Origin of the sequence: Burkholderia sp. Bp8992 (assembly GCF_003853705.1) — a bacterium.
Lineage (GTDB): Bacteria > Pseudomonadota > Gammaproteobacteria > Burkholderiales > Burkholderiaceae > Burkholderia.
Map to the genome: position 1 here is coordinate 134,764 of NZ_QTQI01000012.1, position 22,640 is coordinate 157,403.

At 68.2% G+C, this 22,640-nt stretch carries 23 protein-coding genes and 1 pseudogene; 14 read left to right on the forward strand and 10 right to left on the reverse strand.

The window, feature by feature from the left end:
- Positions 1 to 213 precede the first annotated feature (213 nt).
- Positions 214 to 549 (reverse strand): YggL family protein, encoded by a 336-nt coding sequence (locus DIE03_RS19085; RefSeq protein WP_124452991.1) that lies wholly within the window; start codon positions 547 to 549, stop codon positions 214 to 216.
- A gap of 266 nt (positions 550 to 815) precedes the next feature.
- Here DIE03_RS19085 and DIE03_RS19090 point away from each other — a divergent pair.
- Together DIE03_RS19090 and DIE03_RS19095 are read left to right on the forward strand one after the other, a co-directional pair.
- Positions 816 to 1,246 (forward strand): annotated as a pseudogene (locus DIE03_RS19090) (STM2901 family protein).
- 1 nt (position 1,247) lies between these two features.
- A complete protein-coding gene (locus tag DIE03_RS19095; protein WP_124452993.1) occupies positions 1,248 to 1,628 on the forward strand; it encodes a DUF1493 family protein in 381 nt (126 codons plus the stop codon).
- Positions 1,629 to 1,707: 79 nt separating this feature from the next.
- Here the strand turns inward: DIE03_RS19095 and rng are convergent, their stop codons facing one another.
- From rng to upp, 9 genes are all read right to left on the reverse strand, one after another.
- Positions 1,708 to 3,177 (reverse strand): ribonuclease G, encoded by a 1,470-nt coding sequence (rng, locus tag DIE03_RS19100; protein ID WP_124452995.1) that lies wholly within the window; start codon positions 3,175 to 3,177, stop codon positions 1,708 to 1,710.
- A gap of 7 nt (positions 3,178 to 3,184) precedes the next feature.
- Positions 3,185 to 3,817 carry a nucleoside triphosphate pyrophosphatase gene (locus DIE03_RS19105; protein WP_124452998.1) on the reverse strand — a complete coding sequence of 211 codons (633 nt, stop codon included), beginning with the start codon at positions 3,815 to 3,817 and terminating at the stop codon, positions 3,185 to 3,187.
- A gap of 51 nt (positions 3,818 to 3,868) precedes the next feature.
- Complete coding sequence (rlmH, locus tag DIE03_RS19110) at positions 3,869 to 4,339, reverse strand: 23S rRNA (pseudouridine(1915)-N(3))-methyltransferase RlmH (RefSeq protein WP_006484265.1); 471 nt, start codon at positions 4,337 to 4,339, stop codon at positions 3,869 to 3,871.
- An 18-nt stretch (positions 4,340 to 4,357) separates the two neighbouring features.
- Positions 4,358 to 4,807 carry a ribosome silencing factor gene (gene rsfS, locus DIE03_RS19115; protein ID WP_124453000.1) on the reverse strand — a complete coding sequence of 150 codons (450 nt, stop codon included), beginning with the start codon at positions 4,805 to 4,807 and terminating at the stop codon, positions 4,358 to 4,360.
- 4 nt (positions 4,808 to 4,811) lie between these two features.
- Positions 4,812 to 5,513, reverse strand: a complete 702-nt coding sequence (locus DIE03_RS19120) for a nicotinate-nucleotide adenylyltransferase (RefSeq protein WP_124453002.1) — start codon at positions 5,511 to 5,513, stop codon at positions 4,812 to 4,814.
- A 39-nt stretch (positions 5,514 to 5,552) separates the two neighbouring features.
- On the reverse strand, positions 5,553 to 6,476 hold the full coding sequence (gene hemF, locus DIE03_RS19125; RefSeq protein ID WP_124453004.1) for an oxygen-dependent coproporphyrinogen oxidase: 924 nt from the start codon (positions 6,474 to 6,476) through the stop codon (positions 5,553 to 5,555).
- A 118-nt stretch (positions 6,477 to 6,594) separates the two neighbouring features.
- Positions 6,595 to 7,875 (reverse strand): phosphoribosylamine--glycine ligase, encoded by a 1,281-nt coding sequence (purD, locus tag DIE03_RS19130; RefSeq protein WP_124453006.1) that lies wholly within the window; start codon positions 7,873 to 7,875, stop codon positions 6,595 to 6,597.
- Between the two features lie 105 nt (positions 7,876 to 7,980).
- Positions 7,981 to 8,709: a YebC/PmpR family DNA-binding transcriptional regulator gene (locus DIE03_RS19135; RefSeq protein WP_059233569.1), complete on the reverse strand. Its 729-nt coding sequence runs from the start codon at positions 8,707 to 8,709 to the stop codon at positions 7,981 to 7,983.
- 217 nt (positions 8,710 to 8,926) lie between these two features.
- On the reverse strand, positions 8,927 to 9,577 hold the full coding sequence (upp, locus tag DIE03_RS19140) for a uracil phosphoribosyltransferase (RefSeq protein WP_011657517.1): 651 nt from the start codon (positions 9,575 to 9,577) through the stop codon (positions 8,927 to 8,929).
- 206 nt (positions 9,578 to 9,783) lie between these two features.
- Here upp and DIE03_RS19145 point away from each other — a divergent pair, with 206 nt between their 5' ends.
- From DIE03_RS19145 to DIE03_RS19200, 12 genes are all read left to right on the forward strand, one after another.
- Positions 9,784 to 10,563 (forward strand): SDR family oxidoreductase, encoded by a 780-nt coding sequence (locus DIE03_RS19145; RefSeq protein ID WP_124453008.1) that lies wholly within the window; start codon positions 9,784 to 9,786, stop codon positions 10,561 to 10,563.
- Positions 10,564 to 10,617: 54 nt separating this feature from the next.
- Entirely contained in the window at positions 10,618 to 11,010 is a 393-nt protein-coding gene (locus DIE03_RS19150; protein WP_059233571.1) for a methylglyoxal synthase, read from the forward strand.
- A 179-nt stretch (positions 11,011 to 11,189) separates the two neighbouring features.
- A complete protein-coding gene (locus DIE03_RS19155; RefSeq protein WP_124453010.1) occupies positions 11,190 to 12,164 on the forward strand; it encodes a quinone oxidoreductase in 975 nt (324 codons plus the stop codon).
- Positions 12,165 to 12,464: 300 nt separating this feature from the next.
- Positions 12,465 to 12,557, forward strand: a complete 93-nt coding sequence (kdpF, locus tag DIE03_RS19160; RefSeq protein ID WP_006752209.1) for a K(+)-transporting ATPase subunit F — start codon at positions 12,465 to 12,467, stop codon at positions 12,555 to 12,557.
- Positions 12,554 to 14,359, forward strand: coding sequence for a potassium-transporting ATPase subunit KdpA (gene kdpA / locus DIE03_RS19165; RefSeq protein WP_124453011.1), 1,806 nt, complete (start codon positions 12,554 to 12,556; stop codon positions 14,357 to 14,359). The genes kdpF and kdpA overlap by 4 nt, the downstream gene beginning before the upstream one ends.
- Positions 14,360 to 14,413: 54 nt before the next feature.
- Positions 14,414 to 16,498 (forward strand): potassium-transporting ATPase subunit KdpB, encoded by a 2,085-nt coding sequence (gene kdpB / locus DIE03_RS19170; protein ID WP_124453013.1) that lies wholly within the window; start codon positions 14,414 to 14,416, stop codon positions 16,496 to 16,498.
- A 25-nt stretch (positions 16,499 to 16,523) separates the two neighbouring features.
- A complete protein-coding gene (kdpC, locus tag DIE03_RS19175; RefSeq protein WP_124453015.1) occupies positions 16,524 to 17,105 on the forward strand; it encodes a potassium-transporting ATPase subunit KdpC in 582 nt (193 codons plus the stop codon).
- Positions 17,106 to 17,274: 169 nt separating this feature from the next.
- Positions 17,275 to 20,118, forward strand: a complete 2,844-nt coding sequence (locus tag DIE03_RS19180; RefSeq protein ID WP_124453017.1) for a DUF4118 domain-containing protein — start codon at positions 17,275 to 17,277, stop codon at positions 20,116 to 20,118.
- Complete coding sequence (gene kdpE, locus DIE03_RS19185) at positions 20,111 to 20,809, forward strand: two-component system response regulator KdpE (protein WP_124453019.1); 699 nt, start codon at positions 20,111 to 20,113, stop codon at positions 20,807 to 20,809. The genes DIE03_RS19180 and kdpE overlap by 8 nt, the downstream gene beginning before the upstream one ends.
- Positions 20,810 to 20,967: 158 nt before the next feature.
- Positions 20,968 to 21,249: a DUF333 domain-containing protein gene (locus DIE03_RS19190; protein WP_124453021.1), complete on the forward strand. Its 282-nt coding sequence runs from the start codon at positions 20,968 to 20,970 to the stop codon at positions 21,247 to 21,249.
- A 162-nt stretch (positions 21,250 to 21,411) separates the two neighbouring features.
- On the forward strand, positions 21,412 to 21,732 hold the full coding sequence (gene sugE, locus DIE03_RS19195; RefSeq protein ID WP_124453023.1) for a quaternary ammonium compound efflux SMR transporter SugE: 321 nt from the start codon (positions 21,412 to 21,414) through the stop codon (positions 21,730 to 21,732).
- Between the two features lie 227 nt (positions 21,733 to 21,959).
- The gene (locus DIE03_RS19200) at positions 21,960 to 22,577 is read left to right on the forward strand and encodes a DUF4126 domain-containing protein (protein WP_124453025.1); all 618 of its coding nucleotides are present in this window, start codon (positions 21,960 to 21,962) and stop codon (positions 22,575 to 22,577) included.
- The last annotated feature ends 63 nt before the right edge of the window (positions 22,578 to 22,640 follow it).

Here is a 22,640-nt window from a genome sequence, read left to right on the forward strand (position 1 = left end):
TCCGCCGATGCGAGCCGTCTTTTAATGATCGTTAAATTGAAGTAAGCGTCCGATTCAAAGCGGAAATCGGGGTAATCACGGTCGACGCGATGCGAATCGTGTGAGTCGGTGCCGGAGAGGCGGGGGAAGGCGGGAGTGGTGCCGCACCGGCCTGGCCCGCTGTCATGGCGGGCAGGCGCGAGCGCTGCGTGAAGCAGGGTGAAGCGGGGGAAATCAGGCGTCCGGATACCACGCGTCGGTGAACTCGCTGACCTTGACGTCCGTCAGTTCCGGGCGGGCGGCGAGCCACCCGCGCACGAGTTCGCGATCGGCGTCGGTCGTCGTGCCGCGCGGCGCGCCGGAGATCACGTACGCGCCGATGCCCTCGTCCGCGGACGCGACGGTCATCAGCCCGTTCGCTTCGACGAAGTCGATGAACGCGTCGATCAGTTCGCCGCGCGCGAGGTCGGTCATTTCGTTGCGGTAATGCGCGGTGGCGTTGAACGCGAGTTCCTGGAATTCGCCGATGTGGAGTTTCTTGCGCTGGCGGCGGTTGTGGCCTTGGCTCATGGTGTGTGGTGAGTGATAGGTGAGAAAGGATAGCGCGGCGGATGGCGCAGGCGCCCTGTCGACATGCGGCATGGGCGAGGCTGGCGGCGAAGGCGGGTGTATCGCAGGACCGTTTTCGAAACTGTTCTTAAACAATTGCGCGATGCGCCTTTCGCCGTGTGGCCTGGTCAAGCGGCCTATTGCACGCCTGACCGAATGATACAGGGATGGCGAGCGTGTTCCGCTTTGCTAAGGTCTGCGGTCATTCGAACAACAACGAGGGCCGTATGTCGGACAATCGCCATTCGTACGAGGGGCGTGAGGATCTCACGCCGGGGGATCTGTTTTTTTGGTTGCCGTGAATCAGGTTTGCAAACGGTTTGGCTTTCACGACCTTGGTGCTGCGGCTGCCGTTCTATTGGGGCAGAACGATGTACCGGTTCCCGGCAAGCCGCGCGGCGCGGTGGCCGGCACCTCCGTTGCGTCGCTTGCGGCGCGCAAAGCGCTGCCGTTCAACGTCGGAATTCGGTTGCCGACCATCACGAAAGCCGGTGCCGGTGGTATGCGGATCGCGACGACTCGTAACCTCGGTGCGTTCGTCGGGCGAGCAGTGCCCGTTGTCGGTACTATCATGCTCGCTACGGATGCGGCAGTCGTCATGTGGAATACGGTGCAGGTCTACAACAGCATTGCAAAACCGGAAGACAGAGTGCTCTGATATGGCTGACACGGCATGGGATCGGCTCGAGGCATTTGCTCGGGAGGAGTTAGGGCGTCCACTCTTTGGCGGTCCGCTGAAGCTGTCACGTTCAAGCCGGATGGAAGAGGACCTCCGCATCACGGGAATCGACGCGATCGAATTTATCGACAAGTGGGGCGAGACCTTCGGGATCGATGTAGAGCGTTTCCCGTATCAGCGATACATCGGCCCGGAAACGCTCGATATGGTCAGAACGTTCCTTGGGCTGTTTTCGTCGAAATATCGCGACCCGGAACTTGTGCCCCTGACACTCGGCATGCTGGAAGAAGCGATGCGTCTCGGCCGGTGGGATACCGAAGCGATCGAGCGTTTCGCACGGGAAGGGGGCCGCGCGGAATAGCCGTTCACCATGGCATGCAGGTTGCGCGAAATCCCTCCCATGCCGGGCAGGAATCGCGCAACCGCAGCAGAGCGCAGCGTTACATCAGCACGATATCGTACTGCTCCTGGCTCAGATTCGACTCGACCTGCAGCGACACCGGCTTGCCGATGAAGTCGATCAGCATCGCGAGATGCTGCGACTCTTCGTCGAGGAACAGGTCGATCACCTGCTGCGCGGCGATCACGCGGAATTCGCGCGGATTGAACTGCCGCGACTCGCGCAGGATCTCGCGCAGGATGTCGTAGCACACGGTGCGCGACGTCTTCACCTGGCCCTTGCCCTGGCAGGTCGGGCACGGTTCGCACAGCACGTGCGCGAGCGATTCGCGCGTGCGCTTGCGCGTCATCTCGACGAGCCCCAGCTGCGAGAAGCCGTTGACCGTCACGCGTGTGCGGTCGCGCGACAGCGCCTTCTTCAGCTCGGACAGCACCGCGTCGCGATGCTCGGCGTTCTCCATGTCGATGAAGTCGATGATGATGATCCCGCCGAGGTTGCGCAGCCGCAGCTGGCGCGCGATCGTATGCGCGGCCTCGAGGTTGGTCTTGAAGATCGTGTCGTCGAAGTTGCGCGCGCCGACATAGCCGCCCGTGTTCACGTCGATCGTCGTCATCGCCTCGGTCTGGTCGATCATCAGGTAGCCGCCCGACTTCAGGTCGACGCGGCGCGACAGCGCGCGCTGGATCTCCGTCTCGATGTTGTACAGGTCGAACAGCGGCCGCTCGCCGGTGTAGTGGTGCAGCTTCGGGCTCACGGCCGGCGTGAACTCGCCCGCGAATTCCGAGAGGCGCTGGTACGTCTCGCGCGAATCGACCTGGATGCGCGTCGTGTCGTCGTTCGCAAAATCGCGCAGCACGCGCTGCGCGAGATCGAGATCCTGGTACAGCAGGCTCGTCGCCGGCAGCCGCTGCGCCTGGGCGACGATCGTCGCCCAGGTCTTGCGCAGGTACGTGACGTCGCCGGCCAGTTCGTCAGAGGTCGCGTCCTCGGCGATCGTGCGCACGATGTAGCCGCCTTTCTCGTCCGGCGGGATCACGGCCGTCAGGCGCGCGCGCACGGCCTCGCGTTCGACCTCGCTCTCGATCTTCTGCGAGATGCCGATATGCGGTTCCTGCGGCAGGTAGACGAGCGTGCGGCCCGCGATACTGACTTGCGTCGACAGCCGCGCGCCCTTCGTGCCGATCGGATCCTTGATCACCTGGACCATCAGCGTCTGGCCCTCGAACACGATCTTCTCGATCGGCTGGTGCGGCGTGCCCGACTGCGGCTCGCCCGCGAGGCGCGGATGCCAGATGTCGGCGACGTGCAGGAAGGCCGCACGCTCGAGGCCGATGTCGATGAACGCCGACTGCATGCCGGGCAGCACGCGCACGACCTTGCCGAGATAGATGTTGCCGACCCGCCCGCGCGACAGCGTGCGCTCGACGTGAAGCTCCTGCACCGCGCCTTGCTGGACGAGTGCGACCCGCGTTTCCTGCGGCGTGAGGTTGATCAGGATTTCTTCGTTCATGTGCGGTTCAGAAGGCGACGCGTGCGGTGCGCAGCAACGCGGCAGTCTCAAAAAGGGGCAGACCCATGATACCTGAATGGGAACCGTCGATTCGCTCGATGAATTCTGCCGCGCGGCCCTGGATCGCGTACGCGCCGGCCTTGCCGAACGGCTCGCCGGTTTCGACGTAGCGCGCGTAGGCGTCGCGCGACGCGGGCGCGAAGCGCACCGACGAGCGCGACAGCGCGGGCGGCAGCAGTTCTCCGCCGGCATCGATCACGGCGACGGCGGTCAGCACCGCGTGTTCGCGGCCCGCGAGGCGCGTGAGCATCGCGAGCGCGTCGTCCGCGTCGGCCGGCTTGCCGAGGATCGCGCCGTCGATCGTCACGGTCGTATCGGCGACCAGCACCGGCGCGGCCGGCTTGCCGCTCGCGACGAGGCGCGCACGCGCGGCTTCGGCCTTCGCGACGGTCACGCGCCGCACGTAGGCCTCGGCGGCTTCGCCGGGCAGTTCGGCTTCGAGCGCTTCGGCGTCCTCGTCAGGGCGCGGCAGCAGCAGTTCGAAGCGGACGCCGATCTGCTGCAGCAGCTCCTGGCGGCGCGGGCTTTGCGAAGCGAGGTAAAGGATCGGGAAAAGCGCGGGGGACGTGCTGGACGGCATGGTGTCGTTATCTCGTTGAGCGCGCGCGGCGCGCGTCCCGAGGACGACGCGTCATGCGCGGTGGTAGGGGTGATTCTGCGTGATGCTCCACGCCCGGTAAAGCTGTTCGGCGAGCAGCACGCGCACCATCCCGTGCGGCAGCGTCATGCTCGAGATGCGCAGCAGCACGTCGGCACGCGCTTTCAGTTCCGGATCGAGCCCGTCGGCGCCGCCGATCACGAACGCGACGTCGCGGCCGTCCTGCTGCCAGCCGGGCAGTGCCTGCGCGAGCTGCATCGTGGTCCAGTCGCGGCCGCGCTCGTCGAGCGCGACGAGGCGCGCGCCCTTCGGCAGCGCCGCCTCGATCTTCTGCCGCTCGGCCGCCATCACGCTTTCGGCGCTGCGGCCGCCCGAACGCAGTTCGGGCTTGATCTCGCGCAACTCGATGCGCAGCTCGGGCGGCATCCGCTTCGTGTATTCGTCGAAGCCGGATGCGATCCAGCCCGGCATCTTGTGGCCGACCGCGAGGATGAAAAGCTTCATCGGAAGACGCGTGACGGCTTAACGGCGGCGGGCGGCCGTCTTGCGCGCCGGACGGGCGGGCGCGGCTTCCTCTTCGTCTTCCTCGTCTTCGCTGGCCGTGGCAAAGCCGTTCGGGCCCTTGCCGCCGCCGAGCTTCATCCGCACCGGCTTGTCGCCCCAGATTTCCTCGAGGTTGTAGTACTGGCGCAGGGCCGGCTGGAGGATGTGCACGACCGCGTCGCCGCAATCGACCAGCACCCATTCGCCGGTGTCTTCCCCTTCGGAGCTGACGATGTCGCCGCCGGCTTCCTTGACCTTGTCGCGCACGCTCGACGCGAGAGCCTTGGTCTGGCGGTTGGAGGTGCCCGATGCGACGACCACGCGGTCGAACAGTTCGGTCAGGTGGCTGGTGTTGAACACCTTGATGTCTTGCGCCTTGACGTCTTCGAGGGCGTCGACGATCACGCGCTGCAGTTTGCGAATATCCATGGATTCAGGAATGGTAGAGGCGATGTTGAAGAATATAGGCCCATACGGCGGCCGGCACATGCTCGGCCGACGCATCGGGCATTTGCGCATGGCGCGCGATGCATTCGCGCAGGTGGGCGCGGATGTCGGTCGCGGCAATGTCGAACGAAAGGGTCGTATCGATCAGCAGGTGGCCGGCCGGCGTGGCCTTCAGCACGTCGGCGCCGGCCTGCCGCGCGGCGATTTCCCGCGTAACGTCCGGCGGCGCCGTGCCCAGGTCGAAACCCGGGCGCGTCGACACGCAGATGTGCGCGTAGTCGAACAGCTTGCGCCAGTCGCGCCACGTGTCGAGCCGCACGAGCTGGTCGGCGCCGATCAGCAGCGACAGCGACGCGTCCGGGCCGATCCGCTCGCGCCAGCGCGCGAGCGTCTCGACCGTGTAGGTCGGGCCGGCGTGCTCGATCTCGTCGGTGGCGACGGTCACGGTCACGCCCGGCACGGACAGCGACCCGGCGGCCGCACGCGTCATCGCGAGCCGGTGCTCGGCGGCCGACACGTCGCGCTTCTGGTACGGCTGCCCGGCGGGCAGCAGCACGAGTTCGGTCAGGCCGAGCAACTCGGCGAACCGGCGCGCGAGCGCGAGATGGCCGTCGTGGATCGGGTCGAAAGTACCGCCCAGCAAGCCGATACGACGCGGCAGCGGGGCGGGGCGGGCGGTGGTGTCCAGAAACGGCGTCCTTTCCTTGGGGCAGCGGGGCGCGCGGGCTCAGACCCAGTCGCGCGGCACGATGAAGTCGCTGTACAGGCGCGCTTCGGGCGTGCCCGGCTCGGGCTGCCAGTTGTAGCGCCAGTTCGCGACCGGCGGCATCGACATCAGGATCGACTCGGTGCGGCCGCCGCTTTGCAGGCCGAACAGCGTGCCGCGGTCGAATACGAGGTTGAATTCGACGTAGCGGCCGCGACGATACGCCTGGAAGTCGCGCTCGCGCTCGCCGTACGGCAGCTCGGCACGGCGCTCGACGATCGGCAGGTAAGCCTGCAGGAACGCATCGCCGACGCTTTGCATCAGGTCAAACGAGCGTTCGAATCCGGGCTCGGAGAAATCGTCGAAGAAGATCCCGCCGATGCCGCGCATCTCGTTGCGGTGCTTCAGGAAGAAATATTCGTCGCACCACTGCTTGAAGCGCGGGTAGAGCTCGGCACCGAACGGGTCGAGCGCATCCTTGCAGGTCTGGTGGAAATGACGCGCGTCGTCCTCGAAACCGTAAACCGGTGTCAGATCCATGCCGCCGCCGAACCAGAACACGGGCTCCTCGCCGGGCTTCGTCGCGATCAGCATCCGCACGTTCATGTGGACGGTCGGGCAGTACGGATTGCGCGGATGCAGCACGAGCGACACGCCGAGCGCCTCGAACCCGCGGCCCGCGAGCTGCGGGCGCGCCGCGCTCGCCGACGGCGGCAGCGCGTCGCCCGCGACGTCGGAAAAGCCGATCCCCGCGCGCTCGAACACGCGGCCGCCTTCGAGAATCCGCGTGCAGCCGCCGCCGCGCAGGCGTTCGTCCGGCCCGCGCTGCCACGTGTCGGTGGCGAGCGGCGTGCCGTCGAGCGCGCCGAGCGCGTCGGCGATGCGTGTCTGCAGGCCCTGGAGGTACGTGCGCACGCGCGCCACGTCGTAGGTCGAATCGGTCATGTCTGGACTGGGTGCCCCCGCCCGAAGCGGGGGCCGTAAAAAAGGCATCTGCCGGGCATTCTATCGAACCCCGGCAGAGGAGCCGCCGCCGCGCGAGGACGGGGCGGCGACGGCGACGTCACACGCTCTTGCGGTTGAGCGCGCGGAAGCCGATGTCGCGGCGGTACTGCATGCCCTCGAAATTGATCTGGTTGATCGTGTCGTACGCATGCTGCTGCGCTTCGCGCACCGAATCGGCCAGGCCGACCACGCACAGCACGCGGCCGCCCGACGTCACGAGCTTGTCGCCTTCGCCGAGCGTCGTGCCCGCATGGAACGTCACGGCCTGTTCGGTCTCGGCCGGGATCCCGTTGATGCGGTCGCCCTTGCGCGGCGCGTCCGGATAGCCGTGCGCGGCCAGCACGACGCCGAGCGCGGTGCGGCGGTCCCAGTCGAGCTCGACCGTGTCGAGCGTGCCCGCGATCGCCTGCTCGACGACCTTCGAGAAATCGCTCTTCAGGCGCGCCATGATCGGCTGCGTTTCCGGGTCGCCCATCCGGCAGTTGAACTCGAGCGTGCGCGGATTGCCGTCCTTGTCGATCATCAGGCCCGCGTACAGGAAGCCCGTGAAGCGGATGCCGTCCTTCTCCATGCCGCGCACGGTCGGCATGATGATCTCGCGCATCACGCGTGCGTGCATCTGCGGCGTGACGATCGGCGCGGGCGAATACGCGCCCATGCCGCCGGTGTTCGGGCCGCGGTCTTCGTCGAGCAGGCGCTTGTGGTCCTGGCTCGAAGCCAGTGCCAGTGCGTGCTTGCCGTCGACCATCACGATGAAGCTCGCTTCCTCGCCGTCGAGGAATTCCTCGATCACGACGCGCGCGCCGGCGTCGCCGAGCTTGTTGCCCGACAGCATCATGTCGACCGCTGCATGCGCTTCTTCCAGCGTCATCGCGACGACGACACCCTTGCCGGCCGCGAGGCCGTCGGCCTTCACGACGATCGGCGCACCCTTCGCGTCGATGTACGCGTGGGCGGCCGTCGCATCGGCGAAGGTTTCGTAGTCGGCCGTCGGAATGTTGTGGCGCTTCATGAACGCCTTCGCGAAATCCTTCGAGCTTTCGAGCTGCGCGGCTTCGCGGGTCGGGCCGAAGACCTTCAGGCCGCGTGCGCGGAACAGGTTGACGATGCCGGCCGCGAGCGGTGCTTCCGGCCCGACGAGCGTGAACGCGACGCCTTCGCTTTCCGCGAAATCGGCGAGTGCGTCGAGCGACGTGATATCGACGTTCTTCAGACGCTCGTCCTGCGCCGTGCCGCCATTGCCGGGCGCGACGTAGACCATCTGGACGCGCGGCGATTGCGCGAGCTTCCACGCCAGCGCATGTTCGCGGCCGCCGGAACCGACGACGAGTAGTTTCATGGGATTCCCCGCAGACTAGAAAACAGGGCGGCCGGCACGCTCAGGCGCGCCGGCCGCGAATTCGGTCGGGCCGCCGTCGCAACGCTGCGCGCGACGGCCGGCATCTCATTCCTCGATGATGACGGCGTTCGTATACACGTCCTGCACGTCGTCGAGGTTCTCGAGCGCGTCCAGGAGCTTCTGCATCTTCGCCGCATCGTCACCGGTGAACTCGACTTCGTTCTGCGGCTTCATCGTCACTTCGGCGAGTTCGGCCTTGAAGCCGCCGGCTTCGAGCGCGTCCTTCACCTTCGAGAATTCCTGCCAGTCGCACAGCACTTCGATCGAGCCGTCGTCGTTCGTGTTCACGTCGTTCGCGCCGGCTTCGAGCGCGGCTTCCATCAGCGCGTCTTCCGACGTGCCGGGCGCGAACAGGAACTGGCCGACGTGATCGAACATGAACGCGACCGAGCCGTCGGTGCCCATGTTGCCGCCGAATTTCGAGAATGCGTGGCGAACTTCCGCGACCGTACGCGTGCGGTTGTCGGTCAGCGTGTCGACGATGATCGCCGCGCCGCTGATGCCGTAGCCTTCGTAACGGATTTCTTCGTAGTTCGCGCCGTCCGCGCCGCCGACGCCGCGATCGATCGCGCGCTTGACGTTGTCCTTCGGCATGTTCGCGTCGGCTGCCTTGTCGACCGCGAGACGCAGGCGCGGGTTCGAGTTGACGTCGCCGCCGCCGAGGCGCGCCGCGACCTGGATTTCCTTGATCAGGCGGGTCCAGATCTTGCCGCGCTTCGCGTCGGCCGCTGCCTTCTTATGCTTGATGTTGGCCCATTTCGAATGACCAGCCATACCTTTCTCCGTGCCCGGGCGCGCTGCGCGGGCGATTGTTTCAATGTGTCGTTGAGTCGGCGGCCGTGTCGGCGGGCATGAAGCCGCGGGGCCGCGCGTATCGAGTGGATCGTGATTTTATCACGCGGCGACCGCCGGTTCGGGGCCGCCGCGCCTGGCCGAACGGCCGGGCAGGCCGCCGCGGACCGGGCCGCGCGCCGCGCGGCCGCGCCGGCGCTCAGTTCTTGGTGCCGAACAGGCGGTCGCCCGCGTCGCCGAGGCCGGGCACGATGTACGCATGCTCGTTCAGGTGCGAATCGAGCGACGCGACGAACAGCTTCACGTCGGGGTGCGCGTCCTGGAACACCTGGACGCCCTCGGGCGCGGCGACCAGCGCGACGAACGTGATGTTCGCGGCCGGCACGTTGCGGCGCTTGAGCACGTCGACCGCGTGCACGGCCGAATAGCCGGTCGCGACCATCGGGTCGCACAGGATGAAGATGCGGTCTTCCAGGTCGGGCAGGCGCACCAGGTATTCGACCGGGCGGTGGTCTTCGGCACGATATACGCCGATATGGCCGACGCGCGCGGACGGCACCAGGTCGAGCAGGCCGTCCGACATCCCGATGCCCGCGCGCAGCACGGGCACGATCGCGAGCTTCTTGCCCGCGATCACGGGCGCGTCGACCGCCACCAGCGGGGTTTCGACCCGCTTGGTCGTGATCGGCAGGTTGCGGGTGATCTCGTAGCCCATCAGCAGCGTGATTTCGCGCAGCAGCTCGCGGAACGTGCGCGTGGACGTGTCCTTGTCGCGCATGTGCGTGAGCTTGTGCTGGATCAGCGGGTGATCGGTGATGAAGAGATTCGGGAAACGGCTGTCCTGTTTCATGACGGGGGCGCGCTGGCGGCAAAAGGGGATCGGGGCGGCGGCGGGCGCAAGCCGGCTGCCGCTTATGGCCGCAATTTTACCAAGGCGCGCCGCATGATCCGGATATTATCGACGTCTCACGACAATCCGCGCGCCGCGCCCGCCCGTTCGCCGTCCACCGGCGCGGCGGGGCCGTCCCGGCGCGCGTCGCCACCAGGGAGTCGACGATGGATCTCGGTATCGAAGGAAAGACCGCGCTCGTATGCGCGGCCAGCAAGGGTCTCGGTCGCGGCTGCGCGGAAGCGCTGGCCGCCGAGGGCGTGAACCTCGTGATCGTCGCGCGCACGCGCGACACGCTGGAGGAAACCGCGGAGGAGATCCGCGCGGCGTCGAATGTGTCGATCACGGCAGTCGCCTGCGACATCACGACGCCGGAAGGCCGCTCGGCCGCGCTCGCCGCATGCCCGCAGCCGGACATTCTCGTGAACAATGCCGGCGGCCCGCCGCCCGGCGACTTCCGCGACTTCTCGCACGACGACTGGATCCGCGCGCTCGAGGCGAACATGCTGACGCCGATCGAGCTGATCCGTGCGACCGTCGACGGGATGATCGCGCGCCGCTTCGGCCGGATCGTCAACATCACGAGTTCGGCCGTGAAGGCGCCGATCGACGTGCTCGCGCTGTCGAACGGCGCGCGCTCGGGGCTGACCGGTTTCGTCGCCGGGCTGTCGCGCAAGGTCGCAGGGCAGGGCGTGACGATCAACAACCTGCTGCCGGGGCTGTTCGACACCGACCGGATCGCGACGACGCTCGCCGCGTCGGCGAAGGCGCAGGGCGTGACGGTCGACGAAATGCGCGCGCGGCGCGCGCACGACATTCCGGCCGGCCGCCTCGGCACGCGCGCCGAATTCGGCGCTGCCTGCGCGTTCCTGTGCAGCGTGCATGCCGGCTACATCACCGGGCAGAACTGGCTGCTCGACGGCGGCGCGTATCCGGGGACGTTCTGACCGCGCCTTGCGATTCATGATCACGACGACAACCGAACGACGAAGGAACTGGAGATGAGCAAACCCCGCATCGCATTGATTGCGCACGACGCGAAGAAGGACGAGATCGTCGCGCTCGCGGGCGAGTATCGCGCGACGCTCGCGCAATGCCGGCTGGTCGGCACGGGCACGACGGGCGGCCGCATCGCGGCCGCGCACGGGCTGGAGGTCGAGCGCAAGCTGTCGGGCCCGCTCGGCGGCGATCTGCAGATCGGCGCGGAACTGGCCGAGGGCCGCGTCGACATCGTCGTGTTCCTGCGCGACCCGATGACCGCGCAGCCGCACGACCCCGACATCACCGCGCTCGTGCGCGCGTGCGACGTGCACGACGTGCCGGTTGCGACCAACGTCGCCACCGCGCGCATGCTGCTCGACGACCTGGCGCGCAACATGCAGGACGTTTGCTAGCTGGTCACGCACCGCGGCCGATTGCCCCTGCTCGCGGCAGGGCCATGCACGGACGGTGGCGACGCGCGAGAATCGTGCGTCGCGACGCGCACCTGCCGCCCGGTTCCTGCATGAATCGGCCGGCCCGCGCATCGGCGACCCCGATTTTTCTGACCGATTGACAGACGAGGAGCGAAACGATGCCGAAAGCAATCCGATACGACCAGCCGGGCGGCCCGGACGTGATGAAGTGGGTCGATGTCGAGGTCGGCGAGCCGAAGGCGGGCGAAGTCCGCATCCGGCAGCACGCGGTCGGGCTCAACTACATCGACGTGTATTTCCGCACCGGCCTTTATCCGCAACCGCTGCCCGGCGGCCTCGGGATGGAGGCGGCGGGCGAGGTGACGGCCGTCGGCGACGGCGTGACCGCGCTCAAGGTGGGCGACCGCGTCGCGTATGTCGGGCAGCCGCCCGGCGCGTATGCGCAGGAGCGCGTGATGCCGGCCGAGCGGCTCGTGAAGCTGCCCGACGGCATCAGCTACGACGATGCGGCATCGGTGATGCTGCAGGGCCTGACCGCGCACTACCTGCTGCGCCGCACCTACCCGGTGAAGGCCGGCGACACGATCCTGATCCACGCGGCGGCCGGCGGCGTCGGCCTGCTCGTGTGCCAGTGGGCGAAGGCGCTCGGCGCGACCGTGATCGGGACGGTCGGCTCCGACGAAAAGGCCGAACTCGCGAAGGCGCACGGCTGCGATCACCCGATCGTCTACACGCGCGAGAACTTCACGCAGCGCGTGAAGGAGATCACGAACGGCGCGGGCGTGCCGGTCGTCTACGATTCGATCGGCAAGGACACCTACCTCGGCTCGCTCGACTGCCTCGCGCCGCTCGGCTACTTCGTCAGCTTCGGCAGCGCGTCGGGCCCGCTGCCGCCGATCGACTCGAAGGAGTTCTCGTCGCGCGGCTCGCTGTTCTTCACGCGGCCGACGCTGTTCTCGTACATCGCGAAGCGCGCCGATCTCGAAGCCGGGGCCGCCGAGCTGTTCGACGTGATCCTGTCGGGCAAGGTGAAGACCAGCATCAACCAGCGCTATCCGCTCGCGGAAGTCGGTCGGGCGCATGCCGATCTCGAAGCGCGCAAGACCACCGGCTCGACGATCCTCGTTCCCTGAGCCTTCCCCCCCGTGCCGGCGTCATGCCGGCACGCGCCCATGCGGGCGGCGCTGCGGCGCCGTCCGTCCCGCCTCCCGGTTTGCCCCGTCCGCGTGTTTACACGTTTTTTATATCCGCCCCGACACCTTTGACCCGTCCTTTACGTGCGTTCCCATAATGTTCTAGTCGTCTGATTTCGACGACGGAGAACACAAAATGGATGGGGTTTTCATCGGCGCTCTGGTGCTCTTCACCGCGCTGATCCTCGGCTTGGTTGCCGGTTGCGACAAGCTCGTGCAATACGGTCGCGGGGGGCGGGCATGACCTGGATGCTTTGGCTGGCGGGCGCCTCGACGGCCCTGCTGTTCGCGTATCTCGTCTTTGCGCTGCTGCGCGCGGAGGACATCGAATGAACGCGAACAATCTCTTTCAAACGCTGCTCTTCATCGTCGTGCTGCTCGCGGCGGCCGTGCCGGTCGCGCGCTACCTGTCGGCGGTGATGGACGGCAGCTCGCGCGTCGTGCGCGTGTTCGGGCCGCTCGAACGCGCGCTGTACCGCATCGCCGGCGTCGACGCCGGCAGCGAGATGAACTGGAAGCAGTACGCGGTCGCGACGATCGCGTTCAACGCGCTCGGGGCGCTGTTCCTCTACGGCCTGCTGCGCCTGCAGGGCGTCCTGCCCGGCAACCCGCAGCAATTCGGCGCGATGACGGTCGACGGCGCGTTCAACACGGCTGTCAGCTTCGTCACCAACACGAACTGGCAGGACTACACGCCCGAGCAGACCGTCAGCTACCTGACGCAGATGCTCGGCCTGACCGTGCAGAACTTCCTGTCGGCGGCGACCGGCATCGTCGTCGTGATCGCGCTGATCCGTGGCTTCGCACGCCACACCGCGCAGACGATCGGCAACTTCTGGGTCGACCTGACACGCGTGACGATGTACGTGCTCGTGCCGATGTCGGTCGTGATCGCCGCGCTGCTGATGAGCCAGGGCGTGATCCAGAACATGAAGGCCTACCAGGACGTGCCGGTGCTGCAGGCGAGCACCTATGCGGCGCCGAAGCTCGACGCGCAGGGCAACCCGGTGAAGGACGACAAGGGTAACGCGGTCACGGTGCCGACCCCGCTCACGAAGCAGACGCTCGCGATGGGCCCGGTGGCGTCGCAGGAAGCGATCAAGATGCTCGGCACCAACGGTGGCGGGTTCTTCAACGCGAACTCCGCGCATCCGTACGAGAACCCGACACCGTTTGCGAATTTCATCCAGATCTTCGCGATCCTGATCATCCCGGCCGCGCTGTGCCTCGTGTTCGGCCGCATGATCGGCGACCGCCGGCAGGGTATCGCGGTGCTCGCGGCGATGACGGTCGCATTCGTGATCGCGATCGGCGTCGAGGTGAATGCGGAGCAGGGCGGCAACCCGACGCTCGCCGCGCTGCACGTCGACCAGTCGGCGAACGCGCTGCAGCCGGGCGGCAACATGGAAGGCAAGGAAACGCGCTTCGGCATCGCGCAGACCGGCATCTTCACGGTCGCGACCACGGCTGCATCGTGCGGCGCGGTCGACACGATGCACGATTCGCTGACGCCGCTCGGCGGCCTCGTGCCGATGCTGCTGATGCAGCTCGGCGAAGTGGTGTTCGGCGGGGTCGGCTCGGGTCTCTACGGGATGCTCGTGTTCGCGCTGCTCGCGGTGTTCGTCGCCGGCCTGATGATCGGCCGCACGCCGGAATACGTCGGCAAGAAGATCGAAGCGTACGAGATGAAGATGGTGTCGATCGTCGTGCTGCTCACGCCGCTGCTCGTGCTGGTCGGCACGTCGATTGCCGTGCTCGCCGATGCGGGCAAGGCCGGCATCGCGAACCCCGGCCCGCACGGCTTCTCGGAAATCCTCTACGCGTTCAGCTCGGCCGCGAACAACAACGGCAGCGCGTTCGCGGGCCTGACGGTCGGCACGCCGTTCTACAACTGGACGACCGCGATCGCGATGTGGTTCGGCCGCTTCGGCACGATCGTGCCGGTGCTGGCGATCGCCGGTTCGCTCGCCGCGAAGAAGCGCATTGCGGTGACGAGCGGCACGCTGCCGACGCATGGTCCGCTGTTCGTCGTGCTGCTGCTCGGCACCGTGCTGCTGGTGGGCGCGCTGACCTACGTGCCGGCGCTTGCGCTCGGCCCGGGCGTCGAGCACCTGATGATGTGGCTGGGCGCGTGATGCGCGCCCGCATGGCGACACATTGAAAAGACTGAAGAGCTTGAAGAGATCGCAATGACTCAACATTCCGCAACACGGTCCATGTTCGATCCGGCGCTGCTGCGCCCCGCGATCGTGGACTCGTTCAAGAAACTCACGCCGCGCACGCAGTTCCGCAACCCGGTGATGTTCTGCGTGTACGTCGGCAGCATCCTGACCACGATCCTGTGGATCGCGGCGCTCGCCGGCCAGGCCGAGGCGCCCGCGGGCTTCATCCTCGCGATCGCGCTGTGGCTGTGGTTCACCGTGCTGTTCGCGAACTTCGCCGAGGCGCTCGCCGAAGGGCGTTCGAAGGCGCAGGCGGCCTCGCTGCGCAGCGCGAAGAAGGACGTGATGGCGAAGAAGCTCAACGAGCCGCATCCGAAGTCGCCGATCCGCATCACGACCGCGTCCGACCTGCGTAAAGGCGACGTCGTGCTGGTCGAGACCGGCGATGTGATCCCGGCCGACGGCGAGGTCGTCGACGGCGTCGCGTCGGTCGACGAATCGGCGATCACCGGTGAATCCGCGCCGGTGATCCGCGAGTCGGGCGGCGACTTCTCGTCGGTGACGGGCGGCACGCGCGTGCTGTCGGACTGGATCGTCGTCAAGGTCACCGCGAACCCCGGCGAGGCATTCCTCGACCGGATGATCGCGATGGTCGAGGGCGCGAAGCGCAAGAAGACGCCGAACGAGATCGCGCTGACGATCCTGCTGGTCGCGCTGACGATCGTGATGCTGCTGGCCACTGCCACGCTGCTGCCGTTCTCGATGTTCTCGGTCGAGGCGATGAAGGCCGGCCACGTGGTGACGATCACCGCGCTCGTCGCGCTGCTCGTGTGCCTGATCCCGACGACGATCGGCGGCCTGCTGTCCGCGATCGGCGTGGCCGGCATGAGCCGGATGATGCAGGCGAACGTGATCGCGACGTCGGGCCGCGCGGTGGAAGCGGCTGGCGACGTCGACGTGCTGCTGCTCGACAAGACCGGCACGATCACGCTCGGCAACCGCCAGGCGTCGACGTTCGTGCCGGCGCCGGGCGTGACCGAGGAAGCGCTGGCCGATGCCGCGCAATTGTCGTCGCTCGCCGACGAAACGCCGGAAGGCCGCAGCATCGTCGTGCTCGCGAAGGAGCGCTTCAACATTCGCCAGCGCGACATGGCGCAACTGCATGCGACGTTCCTCGGTTTTTCCGCGCAGACGCGGATGAGCGGCGTCGACCTGCCCGGCCGCGAAATCCGCAAGGGCGCGGCCGATGCGATCCGCCGCTACGTCGAGACGCACGGCAGCCGCTTCCCGGAGGAAGTGCGCCGTGCGGTCGACGAGGTGGCGCGCCGCGGCAGCACGCCGCTCGTCGTGGCCGACCTGCACGAAGGGGCGGCGCGCGTGCTCGGCGTGATCGAGCTGAAGGACATCGTGAAGGGCGGCATCAAGGAGCGCTTCGCGGAACTGCGCAAGATGGGCATCAAGACCGTGATGGTGACGGGCGACAACCGGCTGACGGCCGCGGCGATCGCCGCGGAAGCCGGTGTCGACGACTTCCTCGCGGAAGCGACGCCGGAAACCAAGCTCGCGACGATCCGCGAACACCAGGCCGCCGGCCGGCTCGTCGCGATGACGGGCGACGGCACCAACGACGCGCCGGCGCTCGCGCAGGCCGACGTGGCCGTCGCGATGAACACCGGCACGCAGGCCGCGAAGGAAGCCGGCAACATGGTCGACCTCGACTCGAATCCGACGAAGCTGATCGAGATCGTCGAGATCGGCAAGCAGATGCTGATGACGCGCGGCTCGCTGACGACGTTCTCGATCGCGAACGACATCGCGAAGTACTTCGCGATCATCCCGGCCGCGTTCGTGACGACCTACCCGCAACTGCGCGTGCTCGACATCATGCACCTGACGTCGCCGGCGTCCGCGATCCTGTCGGCGGTGATCTTCAACGCGCTGATCATCGTCGCGCTGATCCCGCTCGCGCTGAAGGGCGTCACGTACCGGCCGCTCGGCGCCGCGTCGCTGCTGCGCCGCAACCTGCTGGTCTACGGCCTCGGCGGCGTGCTGCTGCCGTTCCCGTTCATCAAGCTGATCGACATGACGCTCGCCGCACTCGGCTGGGCCTGATCCGGCCGTACTTGAAGGAAACATCATGAAAACGTTGATTCGCCCGCTCATCGTGCTCTTCGTCGTCCTGACCGCCGTGACGGGCCTGGCTTACCCGGCCGTGATGACCGTGTTCGGCCAGGCCGTGTTCCCGTCGCAGGCCAACGGCAGCCTGATCGAGAAGGACGGCAAGGCAGTCGGCTCCGCGCTGATCGGCCAGCAGTTCGATGCGCCGAAGTACTTCTGGGGCCGGCTGTCGGCCACTGCGCCGATGCCGTACAACGCGACCGGCTCCGGCGGCTCGAACCTCGGCCCGCTGAACCCGTCGCTCGCCGACCAGGTGAAGGGGCGCATCGCCGCGCTGCGCGACGCCGGCACCGACCTGTCGAAGCCCGTGCCGGTCGACCTCGTGACGGCATCGGCGAGCGGCCTCGATCCGGAGATCACGCCGGCCGCCGCCGCGTACCAGGTCGAGCGCGTCGCGAAGGCGCGCAACCTGGCGCCGGACGCGGTCGCGCAGCTCGTCGCCGCGAACACGGCGGGCCGCCAGTTCGGCGTGCTCGGCGAGCCGCGCGTGAACGTGCTGAAGCTGAACCTCGCGCTCGACGCGGCGCAGGCCGCGCACTGAGCGCGCGGCCGGGCTTCCGGCGACGACCGGTGTCCGGCGTCCGGTGCGGCATGATCCGCGCCGGACGCGCCTTTTCCCGACGGCGCTTGCGCCGTCTTTGCCTTTTGCGGCGATTTGGAACAACAATGCTCGTACTCGCGCGCATCCGGGCGCTCCGCTTTCCTGACGCATGAACCGTCCCGATCCAGACCAACTCCTCGACAAGCTGCAGCGAGACGAAGAAAAGCAGCGGCGCGGCCAGCTCAAGATCTTCTTCGGCGCATCGGCCGGTGTCGGCAAGACCTACGCGATGCTGCAGGCCGCGCGCCAGCGGCTGCAGGAAGGCGTCGACGTCGTCGTCGGCATCGTCGAGACCCATGGCCGCGGCGAGACCGCCGCGCTGCTCGACGGCCTCGACGTGCTGCCGCTCGCGCGCATCGACTATCGCGGCCGCACGCTCGCCGAATTCGATCTCGACGGCGCGCTCGCGCGTGCGCCGCAATTGATCCTCGTCGACGAGCTCGCGCATTCGAACGTGCAGGGCGCGCGGCACCTGAAGCGCTGGCAGGACGTCTACGAGCTGCTCGACGCGGGCATCGACGTGTACACGACCGTCAACGTCCAGCACCTCGAAAGCCTGAACGACGTGGTCGGCGCGATCACCGGCATCCGCGTGTGGGAGACCGTGCCCGACCGCGTGTTCGATGCGGCCGACGAAGTCACGCTCGTCGACCTGCCGGCCGAGGAGCTGCTCGAGCGGATGCGCGACGGCAAGGTCTACCTCGCGCAGCAGGCCGAGCGCGCGGTGCGCAACTTCTTCCGCAAGGGCAACCTGATCGCGCTGCGCGAACTCGCGCTGCGGCGCACGGCCGACCGCGTCGACGCGCAGATGCGCGAATACCGCGCCGACCGCTCGATCCAGCGCATCTGGCAGGCGCGCGAGCGGCTGCTCGTGTGCGTCGGGCCGGGCGCCGAGGCGCCGACGCTCGTGCGCGCGGCCGCACGGCTCGCCGCGAGCCTGAAGGCCGACTGGCTGGCCGTCTATGTCGAGACGCCGCGCCTGCAGCGGCTGCCCGATGCGCGGCGGCAGCGCACGCTCGATGCGCTGAAGCTCGCGGCCGAACTCGGCGCGGAAACGGCCACGCTCGCCGGCGCCGACGCGGTGGCCGCGCTGATCGGCTATGCGAAGGTGCGCAACGTGTCGAAGATCGTCGCGGGCGGCTCGCCGAAGGCCGGGCTCATGCGCCGCCTCGCGCGGCCGTTCGGCGAGCAGCTTGCCGAACGCGCGGGCGATGTCGACCTGATGCTGATCCGTGCGTCCGCGAGCGACGAGGCGCGCGCGGCGCCGCTCGATGCGCGGGCGCGCGACTGGCGTGATGCGTTCGCGCAGTTCGGCACGCACCGTTCGCCGCCGCGGCACTACGTGTATGCGGCCGCGATCTGCGCGGCGATCACGGTCGTCGCGAGCCTCGTGTCCGAGCGGCTCGACCTGACGAACCTCGTGATGCTGTACCTGCTCGGCGTCGTGTTCTCGGCCGTGCGGCTCGGTCGCGGCCCGGGCGTGCTGCAGTCGTTCCTGTCGGTGGCCGCGTTCGACTACTTCTTCGTGCCGCCGCGCATGTCGTTCTCGGTCAGCGACACGCAATACCTGCTGACCTTCTTCGGGATGCTGCTGACCTCGCTCGTGATCAGTCACCTCACGTCGACGCTGACGCGCCAGGCGAGCGTCGCGCAGCGCCGCGAGCGCCGCACCGGCGCGATCTACGCGATGGCGCGCGAACTCGGCGCGGCGCTGACGACCGAGCAGATCGTCGAGATCGGTAGCCGCCACGTGGGCGAGGTGTTCCGTGCGCGCGTCGCGTTCCTGCTGCCCGACAGCGCGGACAAGGTGCGCCAGAAGATCGAGGAGCCCGATGCGGCCGTCACGCTGACGGGCGCCGATCTCGACAGCGACGTCGGCCAGTGGGTGTACGACCAGCAGAGGCCGGCCGGACGCGGCACCGACACGCTGCCCGCGACGGCCGCGCTGTACCTGCCGCTGAAGGCGCCGATGCGCACGCGCGGCGTGCTCGCGGTTGCGTCGCGCGAGCCGCGCGAACTCGAGGTGCCGGAGCAGCAGCGGATGCTCGACGCGTTCGCCGCGCAGATCGCGCTCGCGCTCGAACGCGTGCACTACGTGGAGATCGCGCGCGACGCGCTCGTCAACATGGAATCCGAGCGGCTGCGCAACTCGCTGCTGTCGGCGATCTCGCACGACCTGCGCACGCCGCTGACGACGATCGTCGGCTTCTCGTCGATGCTCGCGAACGGGCGCGCGGCCGCGCAGGGCGGCGACACGGCGGCGGCCGAGCGGTTCGCGCAGCGCGAGGGCGAACTCGTCGACGCGATCCACGACGAGGCGCTGCGGATGACGGGCATCGTCACGAACCTGCTCGACATGGCGCGGCTGCAGGCCGGCAGCCTGCAGCTCAAGCGCCAGTGGTCGCTGCTCGAGGAGACCGTCGGCGCCGCGCTCGCCGCGTGCAAGCGCGTGCTCGCGCGTCATCCGGCGCGCGTCGCGCTGCCGGCCGACCTGCCGCTGCTGCAGATGGACGCGGTGCTGATGGAGCGCCTGTTCACCAACCTGTTCGAGAATGCGGCGAAGTACACGCCGCCCGATACGCCGATCGAGATCGGCGCGGAGCGCGTGACCGACGACGGGCTGCCGTTCGTGCGCGTGCATGTCGACGATCACGGCCCGGGCCTGCCGGCCGGGATGGAAACGCGTATCTTCGACAAGTTCACGCGCGGCGAGAAGGAGTCCGCGACGCCGGGCATCGGGCTCGGCCTCGCGATCTGCCGTGCGATCGTCGAGGCGCACGGCGGTAAAATCGGCGCGCTCAACCGCACCGCGCCCGACGGCCGCGTGACGGGCGCGCGCTTCTGGTTCACGCTGCCGATCGAGACGCCGCCGGCCGCGCCTGCCGTGCCCGACGACGAATCCGATGTGCCGGGCGCATCGTCCCCATCCGAGTCATTGCCAGACCATGAGTGAACCCAGCCTGACCGTCGTCCTGATCGAGGACGAAAAGCAGATCCGCCGTTTCGTGCGCGCCGCGCTCGAAGAGGAGGACATCGCGGTGTTCGAGGCCGAGACGGGCAAGCAGGGGCTGATCGACGCGGCGACGCGCAAGCCCGATCTCGTGATCGTCGACCTCGGCCTGCCCGATACCGACGGCCTCGACGTGATCCGCGAACTGCGCGGCTGGTCCGAGGTGCCGGTGATCGTGCTGTCGGCCCGCACCCAGGAAGAGGAGAAGGTCGCCGCGCTCGACGCGGGCGCCGACGACTACCTGACCAAGCCGTTCGGCGTGTCCGAACTGCGCGCGCGGATTCGCGCGCAGCTGCGCCGGCGCAACCAGGGCGGCGCGAACGAGTCGCCGAAGGTGACCTTCGGCACGGTGATCGTCGATCTCGCGCTGCGCCAGGTGTGGCGCGACGGCGAGATCGTGCACCTGACGCCTCTCGAATACCGGCTGCTCGCGACGCTCGTGCGGCACGCGGGGCGCGTGCTCACGCACCGCCAGTTGCTGCGCGACGTGTGGGGGCCGTCGCACGTCGAAAGCCATCACTACCTGCGCATCTACATGGCGCACCTGCGGCAGAAGCTCGAACTCGATCCCGCGCAGCCCGAGTACATCGTCACCGAGACGGGCGTCGGCTACCGGCTCGTCGGCGCCGCGTGAAGGGGCGGGGCGGGCGCCAGCGGCGGACGGGCGCATGACGTTGCGCACCGGCACGGTTGCGCCGGCGCGACAGTTTTGTGACCTGCGCCGGCCTCGCACACCGCGCGCTCATTCCCCGTTATCCTGACCGTTCCGCGAACGAAAACGAGGAGCGTGCAATGTCCGTCCGTCTGGTCGTCATCTGTGCGCTGGCGCTCGCCGCGCCCGGCGCGTTCGCCCAGCCGCTGCCACCCGGGCAGCAGCCGCCCGCGAAGGCGGCGCTGGCCAATCCTGCGTCGGTCAACTGCGAGAAGCTCGGCGGTCGCCATGTGATCCGCAACCTGTCGAGCGGGCAGGTCGGCATGTGCGTGTTCAAGGATGGCCGCGTGTGCGAGGAATGGGCGCTGTACCGCGACGACCGCTGCGTCGGCGGCGGCGCGCCGAAGCGCGTGTCGAACTGACCGAACTGGCCGGGCCCGGCCGATCGCGCCCCCGATCGGCCGTCGGCCTGCCCCGCAGTCGATGCGTCCGTAAGCAACTTGTTATACTCGGCGCCGCCCGGGGACGACCCCGGGTCATTCGCTTCAACGGGGACGGCCCCATCCGATACGGAGTACGTCGAGATGGCGTGGGTATGGTTGTTGATCGCCGGTATGCTGGAAGTGGCCTGGGCGGCCGGCCTGAAATCGTCGGACGGCTTCACGAAGCTCGGTCCGTCGGTGTTTACGATCGTGACGGCGCTGGCCAGCTTCGGGCTGCTCGCGGTTGCGATGCGCCAGTTGCCGCTCGGCACGGCCTATGCGGTGTGGACGGGCATCGGCGCGGTCGGGGCGTTCGTGTTCGGCATCGTGATGATGGGCGAGGCGCTGACCGCCGCGCGCGTCGCGAGCGCCGCGCTGATCGTCGCGGGGCTGATCGGCCTCAAGCTGTCGTCGGCCGCCTGACGCGGGGCATTCGGGCGTCGGCGTCCGAGTGCGCGCCCGCCCACGATATCGCGCTGCGGAATTGCGCCGGTCCCCCGGATAGCCTGTCTATAATGGAACGCATTCGGGCCTGAATTCCGTCGCGCTTCTCGCGGCACGCGGTGCCGGTCGCCACGCGCCCTGCGGCCGGCCTGTCCGACTCGATCCGATCAATCGGCAAATCGCACGGAAAGTGCAAGGAGAGGGCGATGATCGAAGCCATTTCGCTCGGCGCGGGGCTCGCGTGGGCGAGCGGGCTGCGCTTGTACCTGACGGTGCTGATCGCCGGCGTGCTGGCGCGGTTCGGCTGGCTCCATCTGCCCGATACGCTGGCCGTCCTGATGTCGCCGTGGGTCATCGGCGCGGCGGCCGTGCTCACCATCACCGAATTCCTGGCCGACAAGATCCCCGCGTTCGACTCGCTGTGGGATGCCGTGCATACCTTCATCCGCATTCCCGCCGGCGCCGTACTGGCAGCCGGTGCGCTCGGCCATGCCGATCCGACCGTGCTCGCGGTCGCGGGGCTCGCCGGCGGCTCGCTGGCCGGTGCCGCGCACGTCGCGAAGGCCGGTACGCGCGCGCTGATCAACCTGTCTCCCGAACCGATTTCGAACTGGGTCGCCTCGTCGACCGAGGACGGCCTCGTCGTCGGCGGGCTCGTGCTGGCATTCTTCGTCCCGCTCGCGTTCCTCGTGCTGCTCGCCGCGTTCATCGCGGCGTCGGCGTGGGCGCTGCCGCGCCTGTGGCGCGGCGTGTCGGGCGGCTTCCGCGGGATGGCGAACCACATGGTGTCGCGGCTCAACTCGATCGGGGGCAAGCGCGATTGAACGAGCGGCAACCCGCGGCGCAGCCGCCGGCCGGGCAGCCCGGCCATGACAGGCCCGCGCATG

What these genes read in the sequence shown, in the direction of transcription:
- DIE03_RS19085 (WP_124452991.1), bottom strand. Translation starts at nt 549, where the DNA reads ATGAGCCAAGGCCACAACCGCCGCCAGCGCAAGAAACTCCACATCGGC.
- DIE03_RS19095 (WP_124452993.1), top strand. Translation starts at nt 1,248, where the DNA reads ATGGCTGACACGGCATGGGATCGGCTCGAGGCATTTGCTCGGGAGGAG.
- rng (WP_124452995.1), bottom strand. Translation starts at nt 3,177, where the DNA reads ATGAACGAAGAAATCCTGATCAACCTCACGCCGCAGGAAACGCGGGTC.
- DIE03_RS19105 (WP_124452998.1), bottom strand. Translation starts at nt 3,817, where the DNA reads ATGCCGTCCAGCACGTCCCCCGCGCTTTTCCCGATCCTTTACCTCGCT.
- rlmH (WP_006484265.1), bottom strand. Translation starts at nt 4,339, where the DNA reads ATGAAGCTTTTCATCCTCGCGGTCGGCCACAAGATGCCGGGCTGGATC.
- rsfS (WP_124453000.1), bottom strand. Translation starts at nt 4,807, where the DNA reads ATGGATATTCGCAAACTGCAGCGCGTGATCGTCGACGCCCTCGAAGAC.
- hemF (WP_124453004.1), bottom strand. Translation starts at nt 6,476, where the DNA reads ATGACCGATTCGACCTACGACGTGGCGCGCGTGCGCACGTACCTCCAG.
- purD (WP_124453006.1), bottom strand. Translation starts at nt 7,875, where the DNA reads ATGAAACTACTCGTCGTCGGTTCCGGCGGCCGCGAACATGCGCTGGCG.
- DIE03_RS19135 (WP_059233569.1), bottom strand. Translation starts at nt 8,709, where the DNA reads ATGGCTGGTCATTCGAAATGGGCCAACATCAAGCATAAGAAGGCAGCG.
- upp (WP_011657517.1), bottom strand. Translation starts at nt 9,577, where the DNA reads ATGAAACAGGACAGCCGTTTCCCGAATCTCTTCATCACCGATCACCCG.
- DIE03_RS19145 (WP_124453008.1), top strand. Translation starts at nt 9,784, where the DNA reads ATGGATCTCGGTATCGAAGGAAAGACCGCGCTCGTATGCGCGGCCAGC.
- DIE03_RS19150 (WP_059233571.1), top strand. Translation starts at nt 10,618, where the DNA reads ATGAGCAAACCCCGCATCGCATTGATTGCGCACGACGCGAAGAAGGAC.
- DIE03_RS19155 (WP_124453010.1), top strand. Translation starts at nt 11,190, where the DNA reads ATGCCGAAAGCAATCCGATACGACCAGCCGGGCGGCCCGGACGTGATG.
- kdpF (WP_006752209.1), top strand. Translation starts at nt 12,465, where the DNA reads ATGACCTGGATGCTTTGGCTGGCGGGCGCCTCGACGGCCCTGCTGTTC.
- kdpA (WP_124453011.1), top strand. Translation starts at nt 12,554, where the DNA reads ATGAACGCGAACAATCTCTTTCAAACGCTGCTCTTCATCGTCGTGCTG.
- kdpB (WP_124453013.1), top strand. Translation starts at nt 14,414, where the DNA reads ATGACTCAACATTCCGCAACACGGTCCATGTTCGATCCGGCGCTGCTG.
- kdpC (WP_124453015.1), top strand. Translation starts at nt 16,524, where the DNA reads ATGAAAACGTTGATTCGCCCGCTCATCGTGCTCTTCGTCGTCCTGACC.
- DIE03_RS19180 (WP_124453017.1), top strand. Translation starts at nt 17,275, where the DNA reads ATGAACCGTCCCGATCCAGACCAACTCCTCGACAAGCTGCAGCGAGAC.
- kdpE (WP_124453019.1), top strand. Translation starts at nt 20,111, where the DNA reads ATGAGTGAACCCAGCCTGACCGTCGTCCTGATCGAGGACGAAAAGCAG.
- DIE03_RS19190 (WP_124453021.1), top strand. Translation starts at nt 20,968, where the DNA reads ATGTCCGTCCGTCTGGTCGTCATCTGTGCGCTGGCGCTCGCCGCGCCC.
- sugE (WP_124453023.1), top strand. Translation starts at nt 21,412, where the DNA reads ATGGCGTGGGTATGGTTGTTGATCGCCGGTATGCTGGAAGTGGCCTGG.
- DIE03_RS19200 (WP_124453025.1), top strand. Translation starts at nt 21,960, where the DNA reads ATGATCGAAGCCATTTCGCTCGGCGCGGGGCTCGCGTGGGCGAGCGGG.